Source organism: Enterococcus sp. 3C7_DIV0644 (assembly GCF_002141235.1).
Taxonomy (GTDB): Bacteria; Bacillota; Bacilli; order Lactobacillales; family Enterococcaceae; genus Enterococcus_D; species Enterococcus_D entomosocium.
In genome coordinates, this window is sequence record NZ_NGLK01000001.1 from 1,734,121 (window position 1) to 1,756,845 (window position 22,725).

The 22,725-nt window shown below is 40.7% G+C and carries 23 protein-coding genes; 11 read left to right on the plus strand and 12 right to left on the minus strand.

Going from position 1 to position 22,725, the window contains the following annotated elements:
* Position 1 precedes the first annotated feature (1 nt).
* From A5877_RS17355 to A5877_RS08235, 8 genes are all read left to right on the plus strand, one after another.
* Positions 2–127: an OadG-related small transporter subunit gene (locus tag A5877_RS17355; RefSeq protein WP_008381833.1), complete on the plus strand. Its 126-nt coding sequence runs from the start codon at positions 2–4 to the stop codon at positions 125–127.
* 12 nt (positions 128–139) lie between these two features.
* Positions 140–1,135 (plus strand): [citrate (pro-3S)-lyase] ligase, encoded by a 996-nt coding sequence (gene citC, locus A5877_RS08200; protein WP_086316674.1) that lies wholly within the window; start codon positions 140–142, stop codon positions 1,133–1,135.
* Between the two features lie 12 nt (positions 1,136–1,147).
* Positions 1,148–1,456, plus strand: coding sequence for a citrate lyase acyl carrier protein (citD, locus tag A5877_RS08205; RefSeq protein ID WP_005230465.1), 309 nt, complete (start codon positions 1,148–1,150; stop codon positions 1,454–1,456).
* Positions 1,444–2,331, plus strand: a complete 888-nt coding sequence (citE, locus tag A5877_RS08210) for a citrate (pro-3S)-lyase subunit beta (RefSeq protein ID WP_005233062.1) — start codon at positions 1,444–1,446, stop codon at positions 2,329–2,331. The genes citD and citE overlap by 13 nt, the downstream gene beginning before the upstream one ends.
* Positions 2,332–2,333: 2 nt before the next feature.
* Complete coding sequence (gene citF, locus A5877_RS08215) at positions 2,334–3,866, plus strand: citrate lyase subunit alpha (RefSeq protein ID WP_005233060.1); 1,533 nt, start codon at positions 2,334–2,336, stop codon at positions 3,864–3,866.
* Positions 3,859–4,401, plus strand: a complete 543-nt coding sequence (gene citX, locus A5877_RS08220; RefSeq protein ID WP_228085352.1) for a citrate lyase holo-[acyl-carrier protein] synthase — start codon at positions 3,859–3,861, stop codon at positions 4,399–4,401. Before citF ends, citX begins: the two co-directional genes overlap by 8 nt.
* Positions 4,398–5,789 (plus strand): oxaloacetate decarboxylase subunit alpha, encoded by a 1,392-nt coding sequence (locus A5877_RS08225; RefSeq protein WP_086316676.1) that lies wholly within the window; start codon positions 4,398–4,400, stop codon positions 5,787–5,789. The genes citX and A5877_RS08225 overlap by 4 nt, the downstream gene beginning before the upstream one ends.
* Positions 5,790–6,063: 274 nt before the next feature.
* A complete protein-coding gene (locus A5877_RS08235; RefSeq protein WP_086316677.1) occupies positions 6,064–6,603 on the plus strand; it encodes a DUF1697 domain-containing protein in 540 nt (179 codons plus the stop codon).
* 78 nt (positions 6,604–6,681) lie between these two features.
* Here the strand turns inward: A5877_RS08235 and A5877_RS08240 are convergent, their stop codons facing one another.
* From A5877_RS08240 to A5877_RS08300, 12 genes are all read right to left on the minus strand, one after another.
* On the minus strand, positions 6,682–7,368 hold the full coding sequence (locus A5877_RS08240; protein WP_086316678.1) for a YoaK family protein: 687 nt from the start codon (positions 7,366–7,368) through the stop codon (positions 6,682–6,684).
* A gap of 282 nt (positions 7,369–7,650) precedes the next feature.
* Complete coding sequence (locus A5877_RS08245) at positions 7,651–9,036, minus strand: MATE family efflux transporter (RefSeq protein ID WP_061053438.1); 1,386 nt, start codon at positions 9,034–9,036, stop codon at positions 7,651–7,653.
* 80 nt (positions 9,037–9,116) lie between these two features.
* Complete coding sequence (locus tag A5877_RS08250; protein ID WP_034872418.1) at positions 9,117–9,536, minus strand: MarR family winged helix-turn-helix transcriptional regulator; 420 nt, start codon at positions 9,534–9,536, stop codon at positions 9,117–9,119.
* 369 nt (positions 9,537–9,905) lie between these two features.
* Complete coding sequence (locus A5877_RS08260) at positions 9,906–10,745, minus strand: RsiV family protein (protein WP_223273055.1); 840 nt, start codon at positions 10,743–10,745, stop codon at positions 9,906–9,908.
* A 32-nt stretch (positions 10,746–10,777) separates the two neighbouring features.
* Positions 10,778–11,296 (minus strand): RNA polymerase sigma factor, encoded by a 519-nt coding sequence (locus tag A5877_RS08265; RefSeq protein ID WP_005233050.1) that lies wholly within the window; start codon positions 11,294–11,296, stop codon positions 10,778–10,780.
* 36 nt (positions 11,297–11,332) lie between these two features.
* Positions 11,333–12,730, minus strand: a complete 1,398-nt coding sequence (locus A5877_RS08270; RefSeq protein ID WP_086316680.1) for a polysaccharide deacetylase family protein — start codon at positions 12,728–12,730, stop codon at positions 11,333–11,335.
* A 353-nt stretch (positions 12,731–13,083) separates the two neighbouring features.
* Positions 13,084–13,431: a hypothetical protein gene (locus A5877_RS08275; RefSeq protein WP_005233047.1), complete on the minus strand. Its 348-nt coding sequence runs from the start codon at positions 13,429–13,431 to the stop codon at positions 13,084–13,086.
* A 176-nt stretch (positions 13,432–13,607) separates the two neighbouring features.
* Entirely contained in the window at positions 13,608–13,946 is a 339-nt protein-coding gene (locus A5877_RS08280) for an LPXTG cell wall anchor domain-containing protein (RefSeq protein WP_086316681.1), read from the minus strand.
* Positions 13,947–13,980: 34 nt separating this feature from the next.
* A complete protein-coding gene (locus tag A5877_RS08285) occupies positions 13,981–14,544 on the minus strand; it encodes a hypothetical protein (protein ID WP_086316682.1) in 564 nt (187 codons plus the stop codon).
* Positions 14,545–14,569: 25 nt separating this feature from the next.
* Positions 14,570–15,088 (minus strand): hypothetical protein, encoded by a 519-nt coding sequence (locus tag A5877_RS08290; RefSeq protein WP_008377885.1) that lies wholly within the window; start codon positions 15,086–15,088, stop codon positions 14,570–14,572.
* Between the two features lie 39 nt (positions 15,089–15,127).
* Positions 15,128–18,499, minus strand: a complete 3,372-nt coding sequence (locus A5877_RS08295) for a BspA family leucine-rich repeat surface protein (RefSeq protein ID WP_176273443.1) — start codon at positions 18,497–18,499, stop codon at positions 15,128–15,130.
* A gap of 512 nt (positions 18,500–19,011) precedes the next feature.
* The gene (locus A5877_RS08300; RefSeq protein WP_034872175.1) at positions 19,012–20,487 is read right to left on the minus strand and encodes a helix-turn-helix domain-containing protein; all 1,476 of its coding nucleotides are present in this window, start codon (positions 20,485–20,487) and stop codon (positions 19,012–19,014) included.
* A gap of 296 nt (positions 20,488–20,783) precedes the next feature.
* On the opposite strand from A5877_RS08300, the gene A5877_RS08305 reads away from it, so the two are divergent.
* Genes A5877_RS08305 through A5877_RS08315 form a run of 3 tightly spaced genes read left to right on the plus strand, consistent with a single transcriptional unit; the run spans position 20,784 to position 22,722 of the window.
* Entirely contained in the window at positions 20,784–21,119 is a 336-nt protein-coding gene (locus A5877_RS08305) for a helix-turn-helix transcriptional regulator (RefSeq protein WP_086316684.1), read from the plus strand.
* Positions 21,116–21,808: a type 1 glutamine amidotransferase domain-containing protein gene (locus A5877_RS08310; protein ID WP_086316685.1), complete on the plus strand. Its 693-nt coding sequence runs from the start codon at positions 21,116–21,118 to the stop codon at positions 21,806–21,808. The genes A5877_RS08305 and A5877_RS08310 overlap by 4 nt, the downstream gene beginning before the upstream one ends.
* Positions 21,793–22,722, plus strand: a complete 930-nt coding sequence (locus tag A5877_RS08315; protein WP_061053449.1) for an NAD-dependent epimerase/dehydratase family protein — start codon at positions 21,793–21,795, stop codon at positions 22,720–22,722. Before A5877_RS08310 ends, A5877_RS08315 begins: the two co-directional genes overlap by 16 nt.
* Positions 22,723–22,725: the final 3 nt, after the last annotated feature.

Sequence of the window (22,725 nt, forward strand, 5' to 3'; positions counted from 1 at the left end):
TATGAGTCAAGATTTACTGACTTCATTTGAATTGTTGTTATTCGGTTGGGGCGGCGTCTTTGTCGTGATCCTGATCATCTACTTCGCATCCTTGCTTTTGTCGAAGCTCTTCCCAGTAAAAAAATAAAGAAGGCATTGTATGTATACCCTAAAAAGAATCTGGCTGCAAAAAGATCCGGAAGTCTTTTTGCAATGGCAAAAATTGATCACCCGTGCTGGCTTAGCCGTCGGTGAAGAAGTAGCCTATACCGTCGGCATTTTTGACCAGCAAACCTTGATTGCTACTGCTTCTTGCTATGCCAATATCATCAAGTATGTGGTGGTCTGTGAAAAAAAACGCTCCGAACAGCTGTTGACGCAATTGATTTCGCACCTTAGCGATCATATCAAAGACGAGGGCTATACCAAGTCCTTCGTCTATACAGCACCGAAAAATCGTCTGTTTTTTGAATCTCTCGGGTTTCGTGAAGTGCTCGCTGCGCAAGACATCTTGTTCATGGAACAAGGCGTTCCTTCTTATGAAAGCTATGCCCAACAACTGCAACGGCAGCGAATCGGACAAAACAACGGCGCGATCGTGATGAACGCCAATCCTTTTACCAAGGGACATTTGTACTTAGTTGAAACAGCTGCGAGTCAAAAAGAGCAGGTTTATGTGTTCGTTTTGTCAGAAGACCGCTCACAGTTTTCTGCCAGTGAACGGCTGCAGATGGTGACGGAGGGCTTGGCTCACCTGTCAAATGTAACGGTGCTGCCGACCAACAACTATCTCGTCTCTTCGGCAGTTTTTCCCAGTTATTTCTTAAAAGAGCAAGCACCTGAGGCGATTGCCAAAAAACAAGCCGCCTTTGATGCAACCCTCTTCAAAGAAAAAATTGCCCCGCTGTTGGCGATCACCACGCGTTTTGTAGGCTCAGAGCCTTACTCACCCGTGACCCAACTCTACAATGAGGCCATGGCTGCCGTTTTTTCTCCCGAGCTTGAACTGATCGTGATCGACCGTCTGAAGATCAACCAATCAACCGTTTCGGCTACTAAAGTTCGGAAAGCGATTGCAGAAAAAGATATACCTTCCTTGCAGCAATTTTTGCCAGAAACAACGTTCTCATTTTTAATGCAGCATAACTATATTTAGAGGTGATAATAAGTGGAAATCAAAAAAAGTGCGGTTGCCGGCTCCGTTGAATCCAGTGATATCTTGATCGCGATCGAGCCCACCACAACCCAAACCATCGAGCTGACCCTCGATAGCAGTGTCGAAAAACAATTCGGCAAACAAATTCGCGCCGTCATCCTTGAGACGCTGAACCATCTAGGCGTGACACAGGCCAAAATCACCGCCACCGATAAAGGCGCATTGGACTGTACCATCAAAGCCCGAACTCTGACAGCCGTTCATCGGGCAGCCGAACAAGAACAGTATGCTTGGAAGGAGATCGACACATGGAACGTTTAAGAAGAACGATGATGTTTGTACCAGGAGCTAACGCTGCCATGCTACGGGATGCGCCATTGTATGGCGCCGATTCCGTTATGTTTGATTTAGAAGATGCGGTCTCCTTGAATGAAAAAGACTCTGCTCGGACCCTGGTGCATTTTGCCTTAAAAACCTTTGACTATTCTGCCATCGAAACCGTCGTGCGCATCAACGGCCTCGACACGGTGGGTGCCCTTGATATCGAAGCGATGGTCCTAGCGGGGGTCAACGTCATTCGACTACCGAAAACCGAAACCGCCCAAGATATCATTGACGTTGCCGCTGTGATCACACAAGTAGAAGAAGAAAACGATCTGCCTGTAGGAACCACCAAAATGATGGCTGCCATCGAGTCGGCCGAAGGCGTTTTAAATGCCCGAGACATCGCCACAGCTTCCGACCGCTTGATCGGGATCGCTTTAGGGGCAGAAGATTATGTCACCAATATGAAAACCCGTCGCTACCCAGATGGGCAAGAATTGTTGTTTGCCCGCAGTATGATTTTGCATGCAGCTAGAGCTGCAGGGATCGCCGCCATCGATACCGTCTTTTCTGATATCAATGACACCGATGGCTTTCTCGCTGAAACGACTCGCATCAAGCAGCTTGGTTTTGACGGAAAATCAGTGATCAATCCACGGCAGATTCCCCTAGTCAATGGGATCTATGCGCCTTCAAAAGCCGAGATCCAACAGGCCAAAGAAGTGATCTGGGCCATTCGTGAAGCCGAAAGCAAAGGTTCTGGTGTGATCTCCTTGAATGGCAAAATGGTCGATAAACCAATCGTTGAGCGAGCGGAACGCGTGATTGCCCTTGCCAAAGCAGCGAAATTGATTACCGAGGAGGAAGTGTAATTATGGTGTTAAACAAAGCAGGAAAAGACATCCCTGAATGCTATGCCAACCAATACGGGGTCTTCGAAAATGAAACAGCCAATATCCATGCCTACAAAGAAGCGAGTCGCAAGATCGAGCCAGTCCTGCCGGGCAAAAGCAAGGTCTTGGGCAGTATTCGTGAAGCCATTGAAAAAACAGGGTTAACGGACGGCATGACGATCTCCTTCCACCATCATTTTCGCGAAGGGGACTTTATCATGAATCTCGTTTTGGACGAGATCGCAAAAATGGGCATCAAGAATCTTGCGATTGCCCCTAGTTCCATCGCCAATGTCCATGAACCATTGATCGGACATATCAAATCTGGGGTCGTTACCAATATCACCTCCAGCGGTCTGCGGGACAAAGTCGGTGCCGCAATCTCCGAAGGCATTATGGATGCCCCAGTCATTATCCGTTCTCATGGCGGTCGGGCTCGTGCGATTGCCGCCGGCGATATCCACATCGATGTCGCCTTCTTAGGGGCGCCTAGCTCAGATGCGTATGGCAATGCCAATGGTACCGTCGGAAAAGCAACCTGTGGCTCATTGGGCTATGCGATGGTCGATGCAAAATACGCCGACCAAGTCGTGATCATCACCGACACCCTGGTGCCGTTTCCAAATACCCCAATCAGCATTCCCCAAACGGATGTCGATTATGTCGTGGAAGTCGACGCCATCGGTGATCCTGCAGGGATCGCAAAAGGTGCGACCCGCTTTACCAAAAATCCAAAGGAATTACTGATTGCTGAGTATGCAGCCAAGGTCATCACGAGCTCGCCTTACTACCAACAAGGCTTCTCCTTCCAAACCGGAACAGGCGGTGCCGCATTAGCCGTTTCTCGTTTTTTACGCGAAGCAATGATCAAAGATGAGATCAAAGCCAGCTTTGCCCTCGGCGGCATTACCAATGCCATGGTGGAACTGTTAGAAGAAGGATTAGTGGAAAAACTGATCGATGTCCAAGACTTTGATCACCCTTCCGCACAATCGCTAGGGAAAAACGCCAATCATTACGAGATCGATGCCAATATGTATGCCTCACCATTAAGCAAAGGGGCGTTTATCAATCAATTGGATACCGCCATTCTTTCCGCACTGGAAGTCGACACGGATTTCAATATCAATGTCATCACCGGTTCTGACGGTGTGATCCGCGGTGCTTCTGGTGGCCACTCAGATACCAGTATGGCGTGCAAAATGAGCTTAGTGATCGCTCCTCTTGTGCGGGGACGGATCCCAACGATCGTCGATACCGTCAACACGATCGTCACGCCAGGCGCCAGCATTGATGTCGTCGTCACAGAAATCGGGATCGCCATCAATCCAGCTCGCAAAGACCTGATCAGCCATTTTGAAGCATTGGATATTCCCCAATACACCATTGAAGAATTAAAAGAAAAAGCCTACAGCATTGTCGGTCAACCCGAACCAATCAAGTACGGGGAAAAAACCGTCGCTTTGATCGAATACCGCGATGGCACGATCATTGATGTGGTCAAAAATGTCTGATGCCCTATTTTCAGGAACCCCTGTGACGCTAACCGATATGCTGCAGGCGCGAGAAAATAGAAACTCCCTTCAACGGGAGCTTCTCGCTGCGGATGAAAAAGCGGCATTGCTTGTTGCCACCATGAATATTCCCGGTCCCGTGAAAAATTCTGTCCCATTGACCGCCGTTTTTGAAGAACTCATTACGGAAATCGAAGAGGCCGTCAAGGAACTGATTCCACTGGCAAACCTCTACCGTAGTTTGGAAACTGGACCGGAATATTATCTCGTACTGCCCACAGATCCTTATGAACTAAAACGAATGATGGTTCAGATTGAGACCCATCATCCTTATGGTCGATTGGTGGATCTGGATGTCTTAGCCAAAAACCAAGACCAGCTTTTACCTATCAGCCGCACCGAAATCGGACTGCCGGCAAGAAGCTGCTACGTCTGTGAACAAGATGCCAAAGTTTGTGGCCGTTCTAGAACTCATAGCGTAGCAGATATACAGCAGCAGATCCGTAAAATCATTCAGGAAAGAGTGAAAGAATGAAAAAAATCCAATTTACCGAAACCGTCTTGCGGGACGGCCAACAAAGTCTGATCGCCACGCGAATGCCTACCAGTGATATGCTGCCGATTTTAAAAACCATGGATCAAGCAGGCTATCATGCCCTTGAAATGTGGGGCGGCGCGACCTTCGATGCTTGTCTGCGTTTTTTAAATGAAGACCCATGGGAAAGATTGCGGGCGATCCGCAAAGAAGTGAAAAATACCAAATTGCAAATGCTCTTACGGGGACAAAATCTCTTAGGTTACAAAAACTATGCCGATGACGTCGTTGCTGACTTTGTGACCAAATCGGTCGAAAACGGCATCGACATTCTTCGTTTGTTTGACGCCTTAAATGATGTTCGCAATTTAGAAACCGCCATCCGCGCCACAAAAGCAGCCGGTGGACACTGTCAAACGGCAATCTCTTATACTACTAGCCAAATCCATACCGTGGATTACTTCGTTGACCTTGCCAACAAAATGGCAAACCTCGGCGCCGATTCCATCTGTATCAAAGATATGGCCGGCGTTTTGACGCCGCAAACCGGCTATGAGCTGGTCAGCCGAATCAAAGATGCCGTCGATCTGCCGCTAGAAGTCCATACCCATGCCACCAGCGGCATCGCTGAGATGACTTACTTGAAAGTTGCGGAAGCCGGTGCAGACATCATTGATACCGCCATCTCCTCTTTTGCTGGCGGCACCAGTCAGCCAGCAACCGAATCTGTGGCAATCGCCTTAGAAGATTGCGGCTTTGCTACGGGACTTGATTTGCAGAAAGTCGCTGAGATTGCTGAACATTTCAATCCCGTTCGTGATCGTTTCCGCGAAGAAGGACTACTGAACCCGAAAGTCAAAGATATCGAACCTAAAACCTTGATCTATCAAGTACCTGGTGGCATGTTGTCAAACCTACTCAGCCAATTGACGGAACAAGGATTGCAAGACAAGTATGAAGAAGTCCTAGCAGAAGTACCAAAAGTCAGAGCAGACTTGGGCTATCCGCCACTAGTGACCCCATTGTCGCAAATGGTCGGTACCCAAGCCTTGATGAATGTGATTTCAGGAGAACGTTACAAACTTGTCCCAAGTGAGATCAAAGATTACGTCAAAGGACTTTACGGTCAATCGCCAGCACCCATCACCGACGAAATCAAAGAAACAATCATCGGAGATGCTGAAGTGATCACCGTCAGACCAGCTGATCTACTGGCACCACAACTGCCAGCCTTTCGGGAAGAAATCGCTGAGTATGCCAAAAGCGAAGAAGACGTGCTGATGTACGCCCTCTTCCCTCAACAAGCCCAAGACTTTTTAGGCCGACGAGAAGATCCCTTTTATGATGTCCCCGTACAGACCGTGTCTGTGAGGATTGCGGTGGATTAGCAACGAAGCCAGAAACAGAGAAAACGACTGAAAGTGCCCCTCACAAATTCGCTTGCTTGAGCAGATTTGTGAGGGTTGTTATCATTTACAGGCTGTTTATTCGTTTTTACTAATTAGCAGCGCAAAAATACATGCGCCATAGCCACTCCACCAATAAGCTTGCATTCGTCGTTTCTCGCTCACGTATTTTGGGTAGCTGAGAAGCCAGGATTGTGCTTCCGCTCCATCCATTCTATAATCAGCTAAAAGAAGGGGTTTAAAGGAGGGGTTATCCATGCAACGATACATCGCTTTATTAAGAGGCATCAATGTCGGTGGAAAGAACAAAATTTCTATGAAAGAATTGAAAGCCGGTTTTGAAGAATTGGGGTTTAGCAATGTGGTCACTTATTTGAATAGCGGCAATGTGATTTTTTCCAGTGAAGAGGATGATCCACAAGCCCTTGCCGAAACGATTAAAGCAATGGTCAAACGCGACTTTTCCTTTGATATCGCTATTTATATCATTCGCCAATCAGAGCTGCAGGAACGCTTGACCCATATGCCCGACTGGTCAGGAACGGAAGATAAAACCATCTATGACAACCTGATCTTTTTGATGCCTTCGCTGACCTACGAGGAGTTATCTGAAAAACTCGGGGCTCCGAATGCCGAGCTTGAACAGGTTTTCCCTTACAAAGACGTCGTCTTCTGGTCTTACCTCCGCAAAGACTATCAAAAAACCAATTGGTGGAAAAAAACAGCCAGCACCAGCGTCGGCAAACAGATTACGATTCGAACCATCAATACCGTACGGAAGATTGCGGAGCTGTGAGGACATTCTAAAAAATATTCCTGTTTCAGCTTATAAGAAAAACCGTCAGCAGGAGTCCCTCTGACGGTTTTTCTTTGACTATCGAATCGTCTTTTTCGCTTGATGGATTTCAATAAAAAGAGCAAGCAGAAACGTGAAGGTTACGATCCAAATTGAATATTTTTTTAAAACAAGACTGACAAAGGCTAGTAAACAAGCACCAATGACAAATGAGAGCACGACGATCGTATAGTTATGGGCATTGCGTCTTTGAAGCGACGTTTTATTCCGTGAGGTCAGATACAGATACCATTCATTTAGCATTTTCCGATAATTGCCTGAGGTCATCATGATCGTATAAGGATTTCCTTCGATTTGCGTTCCAGTGAACGTCAGCATCAGCAAGCCACTGCCAAAAGCAAGCAGACCAATTTTAAAAAGGTGTAGATTTTGAGACAATAATGGAATGATCAAACTCGATAAAATAACAGGCAACATGGTATAACTGCGCCAATAATGACTGAAATTGCTGCGCTTTAGAAGAATACCTAATAAAAATCCTACCGTAAACAAAATGATCGATACGATTTTAGGCAGCATTTGCTGCCAATTATATTGGGATAAATTCGAAGCCATCAAAATAATGTTCCCAGTTTGAGTAGCAACTAATCCATGAAAGTAATTATGAGAATAGACATCTAATGCCCCACCTGAAAAAGCCATTAAAATCGCAAACAGACGACTGTTATTCGAGACAGAGACAACTTTATAAATTTTTTTTTGCATAGTAGATTCCTCAATCGCTTGATAATTTTGCTAATAGCATTTGTTTTAGACGCTTTTCTTCTATCTGATACATGAAAAAGATCGTTTATCCTTGAAATGAAGTTTTTTTCAATAGTAAGTACAACAGAATCAACATCTCCTCTTACTTTAACGAAAAGGAAATATATAGCAAGTAAAGAAGCCCAACGAAATTTGCTTCGTTGGGCTTTCCTTATAGGATGTTCGAAAAGAAACCTTTCGTTTTCCTTTCTTCCATAAACAAATATTCCGAATGTATCTGATTCATATACGCTGTTGGTTTTGCATGGCGGGCAGATCATTCTTATTTAGTTTATTTAGATAAGGAATCATCATTAAGACACCCGCAACAAACGCGATACCTTCTGTAATCGTCATTGACCAAATCAATCCATCCAATCCATAGAAATGATGCAGCAATAAAACGATCGGAATAAAGAATGTTCCTTGAATCGTGGACATCACTCCGGTCTGAGCACCTAGTCCAGATGCCTGAAAGATGCCCGTGAATAAACCAGAGAAACCATTAAAGATCGAAGAAACCAACTGGGCCCCTAAAATCGTTAAGCCAACTTGGATCACACGAGGATCACTTGTAAATAACCCCAGCACAGGCACTCGCAACCAATACACAATCAATGCAAAAAGGATGGAGATCCCACCTATCCACAAAGATACTTCTTTCAGTGCTTCTTTCACTCGTTTCGTGTTATGGGCAGAGAAACTGTAGGCAAATAACGGTATGACGCCCAAAAATAGACCCATTGTTAAAAATTCCGGTAATTGCGTGATTCGAACAGCGATACCAAAGCTAGCCACAACATTGTCTCCATATTCAGCAGAAAAATTGTTCAATAATAATGTGGTGACGATCATGAAAGCTGATTTAAACAGCTCGGATATCCCTATTTTATAAACTTCTAGCTGATCTTTGATTGAAAGTTTCATGTTCTTTAAAAAGCCCTTCAATGTCTCGCTTTTCGTTTCTAGGAACCAGACATAATACGTTGTTGAAGCGATATTCGCAATCACTAGTGATAGCCCTGCACCGATCACATGTAGGTTAAAGACGAGAATCAATAATGCATCCAGTAGGATACTCACTGCAACACTGACAAACATGCCGTACATTGATTCTTTTGATGCCCCTTCTGAACGCACCAACTGTTCCAAAGCAAAATTTAAAATGAACGATGCTCCACCTACAAACAAAATCAGTGAATATTGTTTTGTATACAAAAATGTCTGCCCACTTGCTCCTAGTAAATGAATAAACGGATCCATGAAAATTACTGTGACAATCCCTATGATCACACCGAGCAGGATGCTTGAGTAAAACGCATAGCCGGCAACTTTCTTGCCCTTTTGAGTGTCTCCATTGCCTAGTAGTCGTGTGATATAGCTTCCTCCACCAACACCCAGCATGTTCCCAACCGCCATCAACAGAATCGTAATGGGCATCGCCAAGGTAATCGCCGACATCATATTGGTATCATGGATCAATCCAATAAAATAGGCATTAATCAAATTATAGATCGTCGTGGTTGAAATACCAACCATCATCGGGATCGATAAATGGGCAATTGCCTTTCGCACCGGACTTTCGCTTAAGTAGTAAATATTGGATTCATTCATTGTGACTTCTTCCATGATGATTCCTCCTTCTATTAGATAGTTAACTGTTAGAATTCTAACTTTAAGGCAATAAGCAGTGATTGACTGCTTATTGCTCATAGACTTTGATCGATTTTTCTTAACAAACGAGTTAGTTCTTCGACTTCTTCTGCATTCAGTGCTTGGACCAGTTCTTTTTCTGCCGCATAAAAAGCTTCATTGGTTTGATCAATCAACGCTTTTCCTTTAGGTAAAACGTATATATTTTTTTGCCGCTCATTATTTTTTGGGATGCGGCGTTCGATATACCCTTTTTTTTCTAACCCTTGAAGCATACTTGTGATACTGGCATCACGACGTTGAAACACTTGGGCCAAATCCTTCTGAATCAATCCCTTGTCTTCATTTTGTGCGATATACGCAATCATTCTTCCTTGCTGTTGACTGATATCCAGGTCTTTTATACGCAGTTCCATCGATTCCCGTGACTTATTCATAATGGACCGCATCAAATTCGAAACGATCAGTTCCTCCAAAACGACTCCCCCTTTGCCAAATGTTAGATATCTAACTATTCGAAAAGAATATACACCGGTTAAAAAGGAAAGTCAATAAAAAGATTCGCTACCTAATAATTAGACCTCTAATTATTTTCAAATTCAATAATGGTAGTAAGGCTAGGGAGTTCCACACTGTGGAAAAGTTACTGACAAAAGCAGACAACAAGGGACTTTTTATTGCCTTTTTAGTAAACGTGTATAAAAGAGCCCTGGGTTCGTCGATTTTTTCCCTCATGGTATCACAGCCAATTAGAAAAGTAGGCTTTATTTTCCGCTCTTGCTAGCGAAAAAAAGAAAGCTTATCCAGAAATCATTTTCCGAATAAGCTTAAACTGATTTATCGATCTAATTAAAATAATTTGCGTCAACTAAGATCGGCTTCAATACTGTAGTAGGTATTATGAACTCTTGTGTCCCCATGTATCCAGCCGAAACTTCATATTTATCAAACGAAATAACTAGTTCATGATTTTCATTAATATAAAAATTCGGATCATTCTCCAACCAATTTGTATCATTATAGTCTAAAACCCAATATTTGATATCGCTATTTACTCTCATCCGCTCTTTCATTTGGTGCTCAATTTCCTGAGCCAGCACCTCTAAATAGTTTTCCGTTTTAAATAACATCTTTAATGATAATAAGACCTCGTTCTTTTTATCGAATGTATCAAATCGATGTTCGACATTGGTGCTCCCCACTGTCTCTTCAAACGTACGGTCGATTACTAAAAATCGATTATCATTGACTTTCACATCATAGGTACCACTGACATACATTTGTTTTTCGTCCACCTTATTTATTACGTCTGTATAACTTTGATATGCTCGTTGTCCTTCACGGAGATATTTTTCATTTAATTGCGAATACACTTGATTTTCTTCTGTTATCTTAGGCACATCAATAGTGATTTCTGCTTCCTCTTGACTGAACAGAAGCGTTTCCCCAGTTATAATTGATACCAAATCCCCCAAAATAGGTATTTCTGATGCAAAACCTCTAAAGGTAGTATTTTGAAGCATAATCAAAAAACTAAAAACCACCAAGATCACGCTTTCGACGCCTCTTCTAAGTACTTTTCGCTTCTTTTCTTCGTATACCTTTGCCTTTTCTATTTGAAAACGTGCAACTATTTCACGCTTTAATTGTTCCTGGTTTTCTCCATCAAACGTGTGCTGTTTCATTTCGCTCATTCTCCTTTTCATATCTTGTTTTTTTAATTTAAAAGATGCTTAAATTGAACAAGAGAACGGTACATCTTCGTTTTCACCGTATTCTCATTTAAATTAAGTATTTGAGCAATTTCCTGCAAGGTAAATCCATCAAAATATTTTAAAATGATGATATCTCTTTCCGGACTAGGCGTTCTCTCTAGAATTTCCTTTAGTTCAAGAAATTCACTTTGATCGAAACGAAAATGACTTAGTTCTATAGTTTCTTCAAAGGCTAACCCAAATGGTCTTAGTCTCTTCACTCGCCATTGATCAATCGCGGTTCTTACTAAAATTTTATAGAACCATGCTTGAAAATTATCAATTTCTACTGTGTTTCTAAAGCTTTTTAACGCCTTTTGAAAGCTATCCTGCAGGACATCTAAAGCATCTTCATGATCATAAACATAACTGTAGGCAATTCGATACATTTGATCATATTTACCTTCTATCAGTTCTTCTAGTAGATGCTCATAATAGCGCACTTTTTTTGTTTGACTTCTATTCTTAAAAATAAAGATCACTCCTTCAACAACTCTCCAAGGGACTAGAAAAGACTGCTATTTAATTTCTCTTTGGTCAGCTAAACCAAAATACTGATTTAGTGGTTTTTGTCCATAAGAGAGCAATTCGCTTATAGTCACAAACTCATAGCCTCTTTTTCTTAGTTGACTTACCATTTCTGGAATGGATTCTACGGAACGTTCATGGATATCATGAATCAAAATGATTGATCCATTTTCTACAGTATCAATTACCTTATTTACAATCAAATCTTTATTTTTGACTTGCCAATCTTCAGAGTCTACATTCCATTGAATAATAGGCAATCCGATGGTTTTGGCAACGGCACCGTTTACTGCTCCGTAAGGTGGTCGAAAGAGTTTTGGCAATACCCCTGTAGCATGAAATATTGCCTTATCAGTCTTCAGTACTTCTTCTTTGACTTTATCCAGAGTTACTTGAGTTAAGTCTGGGTGAGTGTATGAATGACTGCCAATTTCATGCCCCTCTCCCACTATTTTTTTCGCGACCTCTGGGTTCTTATCAACCATCTGACCTAAAACAAAAAAAGTCGCTTTGATCTTTTCTTTTTTTAACTCTCCTAGTAATTTTTTCGTAGACGTATCGTTAGGTCCATCATCAAAGGTGAGCGCAACATAGTTTCTTTTTTGGTCTAAGGATTTTTTTGGCAGATTATTATCAGAAACGATCGCTGGATCAATAAAAGGCAGAATTTTTTCAATGTCGACATTCATCTTTGTCACCCCTAAGACCTCTTTATCAAAAGCGATTTGTATTGAGTGAGGGAGAATGGTTATCTTACTATCCTTGCTTAAAAAGTCATTTGTTAACACTTGATCTAATTCTTCTTCATCAATTGTCGATTTTAATTTAGTTCGAGTACTAAGTAGCTGTTCTTGTACAATTCTGTTTATCGCAAGCAAGTCTGATTCATCGTTGACAATATCTTTTAACCGAGGTTCATTTCGATTTTTGGATAAGAGTATTTCAGATAATTCTTTTAATTCACCTAAATATTTCAAAGACTTTGTTTTATCATCCCAAATATATTCCTTTGTTACTAATTGTCGATTAATAAGGGCATCATTCACCTTTTCCTCATTGACATAGGAAAGCACCATTGACCGAGAATCCTTCAATTGTTTCGAGGCAACCTGAGTTTGAGCTTCCAATTGTTTTATAATATTTTTATTTTCAGTCGCAGAATAGTACAGGTAATATTTATTGTATTGATTATCGCCACTCTTTGATTCTTCAATCTGAGTGATATCACGATCAAAAAATTCAGTTTTAATTGTTTTTTCGACTTGCGTTTCAAAATTTGTTTGTTCTTCTCCATACACTTGACTCATTAGGTACTTATACATGGCACCCACTACTAACGTAAGAATCAGTGCACAGAATATAGCTATTAACAATAATTTTTTTCTCATAGTATTTCCTCTCTTTCGTTGTTCTATAGGGTATGACGAAAGAACAGGTCAAATAGTTTCATTTATTAGCAAGTTTTTATCAATCGTGAACTTTCTTAATCGTGATTCCTTTATCTCCATAATATTGCTGTCTAAATTCATTAGCGAAAAATAGTAACTTCCCAATTATTCGTTTTTTTCCTATCTTTTCCTTTAAGGTTTAGCTTTGACATCAGATCTTTACGTTTTCCCTTAACTATGTCATTAGACAGTAGCGTTAGTTCTTAATCTTAATACTTGCGGAAAACAAAAAAAGGCTTCAAAAAATTTTTTTTTCGAAGCCTTTTTTAAGATAATTTTTATTTATGCAAAACCTATGACACATTGAATACGATAGAATTCTTCTTTTCTACACTTAGATCATAACCACAGATTTCTTTGAAATATGTCTTGTAATCATTCTCAGTAATTCTAATAATCTCATCTGCTGAGAAATCGTCGAATCGAGATAATTCTGAAACTAGATTCATCTTTGCATCAAGTCCTAGAATTTTTGGGAGCACTTCCCAGAAATTATCTTTTGAAATCGATTCAATCAGCTGACCGAATTCAGTTAGGTGTTTTTCGCAATATGCTTCCAATTTTTCACGTTCAATACCTTTTTTTATTTTCTTAAAATTGAAGTAGTAAGAAAAGGGTTCGTGGTTGTTTCCACCGTCCATTCATTTGCCCCTCTTTCTATGTATTTTTCCTAAAATTTTATTTGTATCAGCAAAACGCTATTATCTTGCCTTCCTTTTTATAACAATTAAATAAAACTGCCCTATCAGCTCCATCGAGGTGTTCTGATAGGGCATAAGTAATTATAGAATACTCTGCCTACTCATTTATTTGTTCACTAATTATAGTAATCAGTCGTTCCATAAATGTGTCTGCTTTTACTCAATAGTAATAAGATAGAAAATACTATGAGTGCATACCCCAGGATGATCAAACTGCTTGTGTTTGAAGAACCTGTTTGCGGTAATTTCCCTTGTCCGATTTGAGAAGCATCTGCGACGATCGTTTTCTTATTGTCATCGTCTGCTTCTTCCTCTTTCTTCGCTGTTTCACCAATTCGACCAGTCACAGTGACCTGCCCTGTTGTCGCCTCTGCGACAATGGTTTCTGATAGATCCCAGACAGTCAGAGCCAGTAATGCAGCGATGAAAAAAATGATTCTTTTTCGTTTTTTCATACGATAGATCCCTTCTTTACTGGGATTTCAGTTTTTAGTCTTCCTCTACATCCGGCGCAAAACTCAAGACCAATTTGAAACTTGGGTTTGATTCTTCTGATGCATTGGCAGGTGTTGCTTCACCAGTGAACGCAAACGTCCCTTCATTCGTTCCTTGGTTGCCTTCAAGGGTAAACAATTCTGTTTCTGTTACAGTTGGTGTGCCGTTTTCAAACAACTCAATCCCGTTTACGTTTAACAAGTCTACTTCAGACATATTCAATGGTGTATCAACGCCTGCAACAGAAGCGATCACACCAACTGCTGAGTTATTTGTCACTGTGTACGTAGGCGAAACGATCTCTGTATGACTTGACGCTTCTGTCGTATAGAACAAAGCAGTCGTTGGAATCGTTACATTGATCCATTGGTTCAAATCATCGGGATTTGGTCCAGGTGTTGTATTATCGAATTCACCGATGATCCCGTTTACTTGGACATCTCCTGACGTATCGCCTTCACGTCCGTCAATAGTTTGTGTCGCAAAAGCGGTGGTGCCGCTTGCGATTACTCCTGCGATCGTTGCTGTACTTAGAATAGCTGCTACAAATTTTTTCATTTTTATTTCCTCACTTTTCCTTTTTTTAATTCTTAACGATAATCGTTAATTCAGCTTCAGTGACCCCTTGTTTTTCTTTGCTTTCAGGGTCGTAAATATTGATGGTGGCTTTGGCAGGATACTCGCCTTTTGCCAATGGTGTCGCCAAGGCGACATTTTCAACAAATTGATTTGGATAGATCGCACCGGAAGAATAGATGACTTCCCCGCTCGACAGTAAAGAGATATCCACGGCGATTGGGTACACATTGGTGCCTGGATTAACGATTTCGATGGATCCCGTGCTTTTACCATCTTCAAAAATGGCTTCTGGATTGATTTGCAGGGTGAAATAATTCGCATCTGCAATTTCCTGCGCCCGTTCAGATAATCGCTGATCGGTGGCATCGCCAGATTCAGGCAAAAGGTCTGCACTGATCAACGGAACTGCTTCTTTTGATTGATAGAAATAGTACCCGAGTCCACCGGCAAGTACGGCCAATAGCAACAACCACCAGAGCCATTTCCGTCGTTTTTTATTTTCGGTTTGATTCGTTTGCTCCAATGGATTCACCTCCTTCCCATTTGGTACGATCTTTTTTTCTTAGTCTCGTGGAACAAAGCGTAAGACGATGCGATAATTCGGTACGAGCAAGTCTTCATAATATCCGCCTTGATCGGCTTCTGAATCAACGACCCATTGCGGGTAATTCCCATAGAAATCCCCTGTTAAGGAAATCGGCACGCGACTTCTTTCTTCTAAGCGAACCAAGTGTTGTTCTTCCATCGCTTCATAGAGTTGAATCTGGGTTTCTTCCGTTTTTAGGTTCAGTCGCAACAGCGGGGTTGAGATATCGTCATAAGTAAGGGTTGGGTCTTCCTCTTCGCTTTCAGCGTAATCGAGGGGATCTTCTCCCTCTTCTAACAAGACGATTCCGGCACTATCATCGATCGCCAATTGATTGATATAGGTATCCACAGCAAGTGGCGATTGATTGCGGATCTCATACGCTTGGCTTTCAAAATTACGATTCGATTCCGCCGTATTGTACAAGGATTCAAAGACCATTTTGGTCGGGATTGTCACTCGCATATGCTCCAGTTTCGATGTCACATCGATACCGATGGTCATCTGGTAGGCTTTATTCCCCACCTCAAGAACAGCGAAGTAACTGCCGTCTTCGTCCACTTCTCGTGTAAGATCCGTTTCTACGATGCGAAAGTCATCCGTCATATCCGCTTCCGTCAACACATTTACGGCTTGCGCGCGACTTTCTTGAAGGATCAAAGCATCTAATTCTTCTTGCGTGCTTAATTCATTAATTTTGAAACGGTCTAAAGTGAAGTTATTCGCTCGATAATTAATTCCTTTTATGACTGTTTGTTCTTCCGTTCTATCACCGGTCGTTTCAACAGAAGGTTTCGAAACTGTAATCGTTACCTTTGTCTCGGTCTCAAGACGTTCATTCCCTATCAAATCAATTTGGAACTGTCGGACTTGTTGATTTGACTCTTGATAATCGCCCCAAACAATTCGAGGATCATCTTTTTCAAGAACTACCTTATCTCCAGACGTCGTTTGGTAACTAATAGTCAACTCATCTACGGACTCTGTTGCATATCCAGTAATAGTTTGGGACTGATCGCTTACTCGATCAATGCTTGCGACAAGCTGTTCTGGAGCTACTCGCTCCCAGATATAGGTTCCTGGGGAACTACCATCATAGTTAGCCATAAACTCAGTTGAGTTTTCAAAAGTTATAACCGAACCATCACCCGACAAATTTTCTTCTAGCGTCCAGCGTCCAGTATATTGTTCAGTACTTGGGATTGCTGGTAAGTTTGCAGCAGCAGAAAAAATAGATTGTTCTCCTAATGTTATTCTATTTAATGTGTTAGTATTACCAAACATACTCTGCATATTAGTTACCTGAGAAGTATTCCAGTTGCTGACGTCAATTTCTTCTAAGTCACTTGCATTGGTAAACATGAATGCCATGTCTGTTACTTGTGACGTGTCCCAATTGCTAACATCTATCTTCTTTAAAGAATTCGCATTTTGAAACATCGTTCGCATATTAGTTACCTGAGAAGTATTCCAGTTGCTGACGTCAATTTCTTCTAAGTCACTCGCCTGGGCAAACATGAATGCCATGTCTGTTACTTGTGAAGTGTCCCAATTGCTAACATCTATCTTCTTTAAAGAATTCGCATTTTGAAACATCGTTCGCATATTAGTTACCTGAGAAGTATCCCAGTTGCTTACATCTATTTCCTCTAAATTCACATTGTTAAACATAGTTTGTGTAGACAGTAAACTAGAGGTGTTCCAGTTGCTGACGTCAATTTCTTCTAAGTCACTCGCCTCGGTAAACATGAATGCCATGTCTGTTACTTGTGAAGTGTCCCAATTGCTAACATCTATCTTCTTTAAAGAATTCGCATTTTGAAACATCGCTCGCATATTAGTTACCTGAGAAGTATCCCAACTACTAACATCTAGTATATTCAGTGCACGGACCTGACTAAACATGAATCTCATGTCTGTTACTTGAGAAACATCAAACTTATCAGCATTTTCGATAGATTCCAATTCTGCTAGTCCATCAAATAAGAAGGAAGAATTTCTTGGTAAAGTAACAGAATCATTGACTAAGATTTTCTTGACCGATGGATAAGTTTTCCAAGGAGCAGTTGCAACTGCTCCAGCTTCTCCACCATACAAGATGATCGTTTCTGAGATACCATCATATAGCCATGGAACGGATCCCCACATTTCAAATATTTCCCATGTATACGTACCTGGAAAACGGCCATCATAACTTGTCATGAATTCACTTGAACTGGCATACCTGATCCCAAGATTTTCTGTACCTGGTTCCAACTTCCACCCACCGGTATAACCGTCTGTTTGTTGAATCGCTGGAAGCTGAGTGTCAGCTGAAAACAAGCTGTTTTCTCCGAGTGTCAATGATTTTAAATTAGTATTATTAAATATCTGACTCATATTTGTAACACTGGAAGTGTCCCATGAACTAAGATTCAATCGTGTGAGAGATCGGGTTAAATTAAACATTCGGCTCATATTCGTAACTTTTGATGTGTTCCATGTTCCTAAATCTAAAGTAGTAAGACTATTGGCTTGAAGAAACATGTCCCTCATATCCGTGACATTTGATGTGTCCCATGCTCTTAAATCTAAGGTGGTAAGACTTTGAGCATTCATAAACATTTGACTCATATCCGTGACACTTGATGTATCCCACGATGCAAGGTCTAACCTAGTAAAAGCTGCGGGTGTGGCCGCCAGATTCCCAAACATAAGTCTCATATTAGTCACATTTGACGTGTCCCAATTACTAACATCTATTTCCCTTAACCGCCATGTAACTTGAAACATACTCTCCATATTAGTGACGTTAGAAACATCTAGTTTGTCTGCATTCTCTATGACTTCTAAAAGTTGTAATTCCCTAAACATCCCCGACGAGTTACTAGGTAAAATCACTTGATCTTCAAAAATTATTTTGCGAATGTGACGATACTGCCACCATGGCGACTCTCTTGCCGCCCCTGCTGTTCCGCCACCTACTATGATTGTTCCTTCTCCTTCGTAATAAGACCAAGGTACAGTCCCCCATAACCCTTGATCTGTAGGTATCCCTCTGACTAAAATCGAGTCTGTAACTTTACTATCTCTTTTTTCTTGTGCCACTGCCACAGACTCTATTTCTTGTTTTAGTTCATTGTCATGTGAATTTTCTGATATATTGCTATCTACTACTTTTGATGTCTCACTCTCAAATAGTGTATCATCTGAATATTCGTCACTATCTGATTCATTTATTTCTTCTCTTGATGATTTGGATTGAGCAATTTCGTCTTCTTGACGAACATGAACCTCGGCAAAAACAATAATAGGATGAAAAACTTGAACAACCAAAAAACATAATACAGTCAATAATCTTTTCTTCACCTGACCACCTCCTAACATATAAATATAAGGTCATTTAACCAAGTGATCTATATATTCAAATCACTTTCACCTCGTTTTTCGTACTAATGTGATTCAATATTTAAAAATTTCAGAACATTTAACGAGAAAGGTCTGTACACTTAATAAGTGGAATACTTTATGGATGAAAAACACCAAAAACAACCTTCCTAAACCAATAAAGAGATATCTACTTCTTAATTAGTCTCAAATTTCTTCGATTTTTAGATTAGAACAAAAATAGACATTCGATCCGATCGAATGTCATGGAAAAGTTATTAGATTAGGTTTTCTATTTTAGAGAATAAACAACAAATGTCTATTCTAAAAAACGAAGGTTTTTGATACATTTGTCTGTAAGTTTGTATGCATACCTATCTCTTACATGATAAAGGTTACATGATTTTTAGATAAAATGGGAATCAACATTTTCATATTCGGATGAAATAAATGAAAAAAAACACTCGTTAATACTTTTAACGAGTGTACGGAGATTAGAGAAATGGTTTTCGATACGGATCAATTTTTCTTTCCAGATTCCGCCAGTCATGCTCATCTGGGACAGCTTTCAATAACAAGTAATCTGTTTCAATAATATAGTCTAAGAGGTACCGATTATAGTTTGTGACAATCAAATCAATATGATCGGCATTTAATATTTCTTGTGTCAGATGTTGCAATGGCAAAAAGGTCAACGTGTGCTTTGTACCAAACTGTTGCATTGCACGAGTTCGAATCTGTTGGCAGATGAAGTGATCACCTTCTAGAAGAAAATAAATTCTTTTTGTCGGTGAATAAAAATCAAAAATCAAATCACTGTAGATCGTTAAACTCACACAAATATCTTCAAGATATGGCGCAGCCAAAAAGTCTTTTCTTTGATGCTTCTTTAAAAATCGTAAATTCCGTTGATAGTTTTCATTGTCAGAACGCATGAGAGATTCTTTGATGTCCTGTGCCTCTTTGTTCAATGCAGGAGCTAACGCATAGTTCACTTTTCTAGACAAAAAGAAGGATTGCAAGAAAATTTTTATCTTGGCATAGCTCTCATTTGTGAGCTCAAACTCTTGTAAGTAAGCCTCCGTAAGTTTGGCAATTTCTGATCCTTGATGAAACTGCTGGTAGAACTTTTCCTCCGATGCTTCTCGATCTAAGGTACGTTTACAAATAGTAACTAAATAAATCCATGCAAATTCTTCCTTCGCTAGTTCTACGCCGTAAAGCTTGTTGATTCCGTCTTTTAAAGAATACAGGAGGGAGAAGCTATTTCCTTTGTAGGCTAATTCAATCAAGTATTTCGGGACTGTTATCGGAAAACCAAGGCTCGCCCGTTTGATTGCAATAAAAAAAGTATAGTAAAAAGCAGCTGGTGTTGTTCCAGAGCCAATATCATATTGTCCTAGTTTGTTGTTTAACTGGGTTAAGACCAACTCATGCAATGCGGGGTCGGGAACAAGGGTATGGGCAGTATCAATCCCTTCGTAATAAAAGTCTTTGAAGAATTTCCGTAAATCCGCTTCGCTCCCTTCAATTGTCAATGGATTCGACACCCATTTTAACCGATAACTGCTCAATATTTTGTTCGATTGACCCAACAACCGTCGAAACGTGCTCTCAGAAAAATGATAATGATGGGCCAACTCGTCAATATCCATCAATTCCCCTTGAAAAATATGACCGATGATTTCAAATAAGCACTCATTTTCTAGCAAATCTTGTTTCTTTTCTTGGTACACGGAAGGTTTTTTCTCTTCAAAAAGAAAGCCACTATTCCCCGAAGTTAGGGTGATACAATCACCAAAATAGTCTTTCACATACTTGAGATCATTTGCAATTGTGCGTTGTGTGACTTGCATCTTTTCTGCCATTTCACCAATTGTAAATAAACGATCTCGCTCCATCACACTCAAAACTCGAAATAAGCGCTTAGTTGTGCGATTACTGATAAATGCTAACTGTAAGTCTCTCATATTCTCCGCCTCATATCTCACTACGTCTTTTGTCTAGATGTTACATACATAACACAACAACAAAAAATGAGCAAGACACGGCTCTTAATCACTTCATAAAAAAATAAGTTGCTTCTATACACAAAAAAGGATCAAATGCTCTTATGCTTTTCCATTATTATCTATTTGCTTACAGAACATTCTAATCTCCTTAGCGATGGTGGAGAAGAGGAATGCTCTCGAGCTTCTTTCATTGCAAAAATCTCCTTTAAATGGTTTAATGGTTTAAACTTTTAAACGATAATGGAGAGACAATTATGATAGATTATGCCAATCTGCAACAAGATTTTTCTGAGTTAAGTGATTTTTTAATCGCGCTAGGTGACAAAAAAAGACAAGCTATCATCATTCGGTTGCTAGAAGCGGAAAATTGTGCTGGCTTACAGGTCACTTCCTTATTAGAGGCCACCAATTTATCTAGACCCGCCATTTCACATCATTTGAAAATCTTAAAAGAAGCCAAAATCGTGAATTTCAGACAAGAAGGAACAAAAAATTATTACTATCTCGATCATGAGCAAACAGAAATAAAAAAACTCCAATCCTTTTTAACGAAAGTCCTTCACATTATGAACGAGAGGGACCATTCATGAAGAAAGTATTAGTTGTTGAAACAAACATTCAAAAATATGCTGGCACGAGCGAGGCTACCGGACTTTGGTTAGGAGAAAGTGCCGAGTTTCTAGATGAAGTCTATCAACAAGGGATTGATGTTGATTTCGTAAGTCCATTAGGAGGCTTTGTTCCTCTAGATCCAAGAAGCATGAAATATATAGATCAAGCCATTATGAACATTTATCTGGAAGAAAATTTCATTCAAAACGGCTTGATTCAAACGAAAAAACCCGCAGAAGTAAATCCAAATGACTACCATGCGATTTATTTTACCGGAGGGCATGGTGTCATGTGGGATTTTCCTGATAATAAAGAGCTGCAAGAACTCGCTTTAGCCATTTATGAAAACAATGGGTATATTTTATCTGTTTGCCACGGAATCGCTGGTTTACTAAATATAAAAGATAGAGAAGGAAGCTTTTTGATTTCTGGGAAAAAAATCACAGGATTTACGAAAACCGAAGAATTTCTCGCCGGGAAAATGAACAAAGTTCCTTTCTTTAATCAAACCGCCGCAGAAGAAAGAAACGCTCAATTCAAAAAAAGACGCTTTTATAAAGCATTTGCCCTAAAAGATGGGCGGATCATCACTGGCCAAAATCCTTTTTCTGTACGTGCTGTAGCAAAACTATATCTTGAGGAGGTACAGTCATGCAAACAATTTTAGGAAGCAATGGACAAATCGGCTATGAACTAGCAAAAGAACTATACAAAAATTACACAAATGAGCTTCGGCTAGTTAGCCGGAAGCCTCAAAAAATCAATCCTACAGATCAGATCGTTTCCGCAGATTTGATGGACTTTTCGCAAACGAAAAAAGCGATTGAACATAGTGAGATTGTTTACTTCACTGTTGGGTTACCGATGGATGCAGAGCTGTGGGAAACCAATTTTATGAAAATCACAGAAAATGTCATCCGCGCTTGCCAAGAAGCACAGAGCAAACTGGTTTTTTTTGATAATACTTATATGTATCCAAAGGATCGTACCCCCCAAAAGGAAGACACGCCATTTTCTCCAGCAGGCAGGAAGTCCCTCGTACGCTCTAAAATGGCTCAATTGGTTTTATCCGAGATGGAAAGTGGCCGTTTAGATGCGGTGATTTGTCGAGCCCCCGAGTTTTACGGCCCAGGCAAGACCCAGAGCATTACCAATACACTCGTCTTAAACAATATAGTCCACAATGCTCCCGTCAAAATACCTGTCAATAAGGACACTTTACGCACACTTATATGGACACCTGATGCTAGCCGAGCAATGGCCCTTATCGGAAATACGCCTAGTTCCTATGGCCAGACTTGGCATTTGCCCTGTGATACACCTCATAGTTTCCAAGACATGATCGATCTCGCCGAAAAAATTGAAGGCAAACCATTGAAATACCGTGTCATTCCTTTGTGGCAATTTAAACTTGCTAAGCTATTCAGTAAAAACGCGCGCGAACTAAGTGAGTTATTACCTAGATACACGGTGGATAATCTTTTTGTCTCTGATAAATTCAAAAAGGCATTTCCTCATTTTAAGATCACAACGTTTGAAGAAGGCATTAGGCAGGTACTTGTTGAGAATAGGGCAGGATGACTG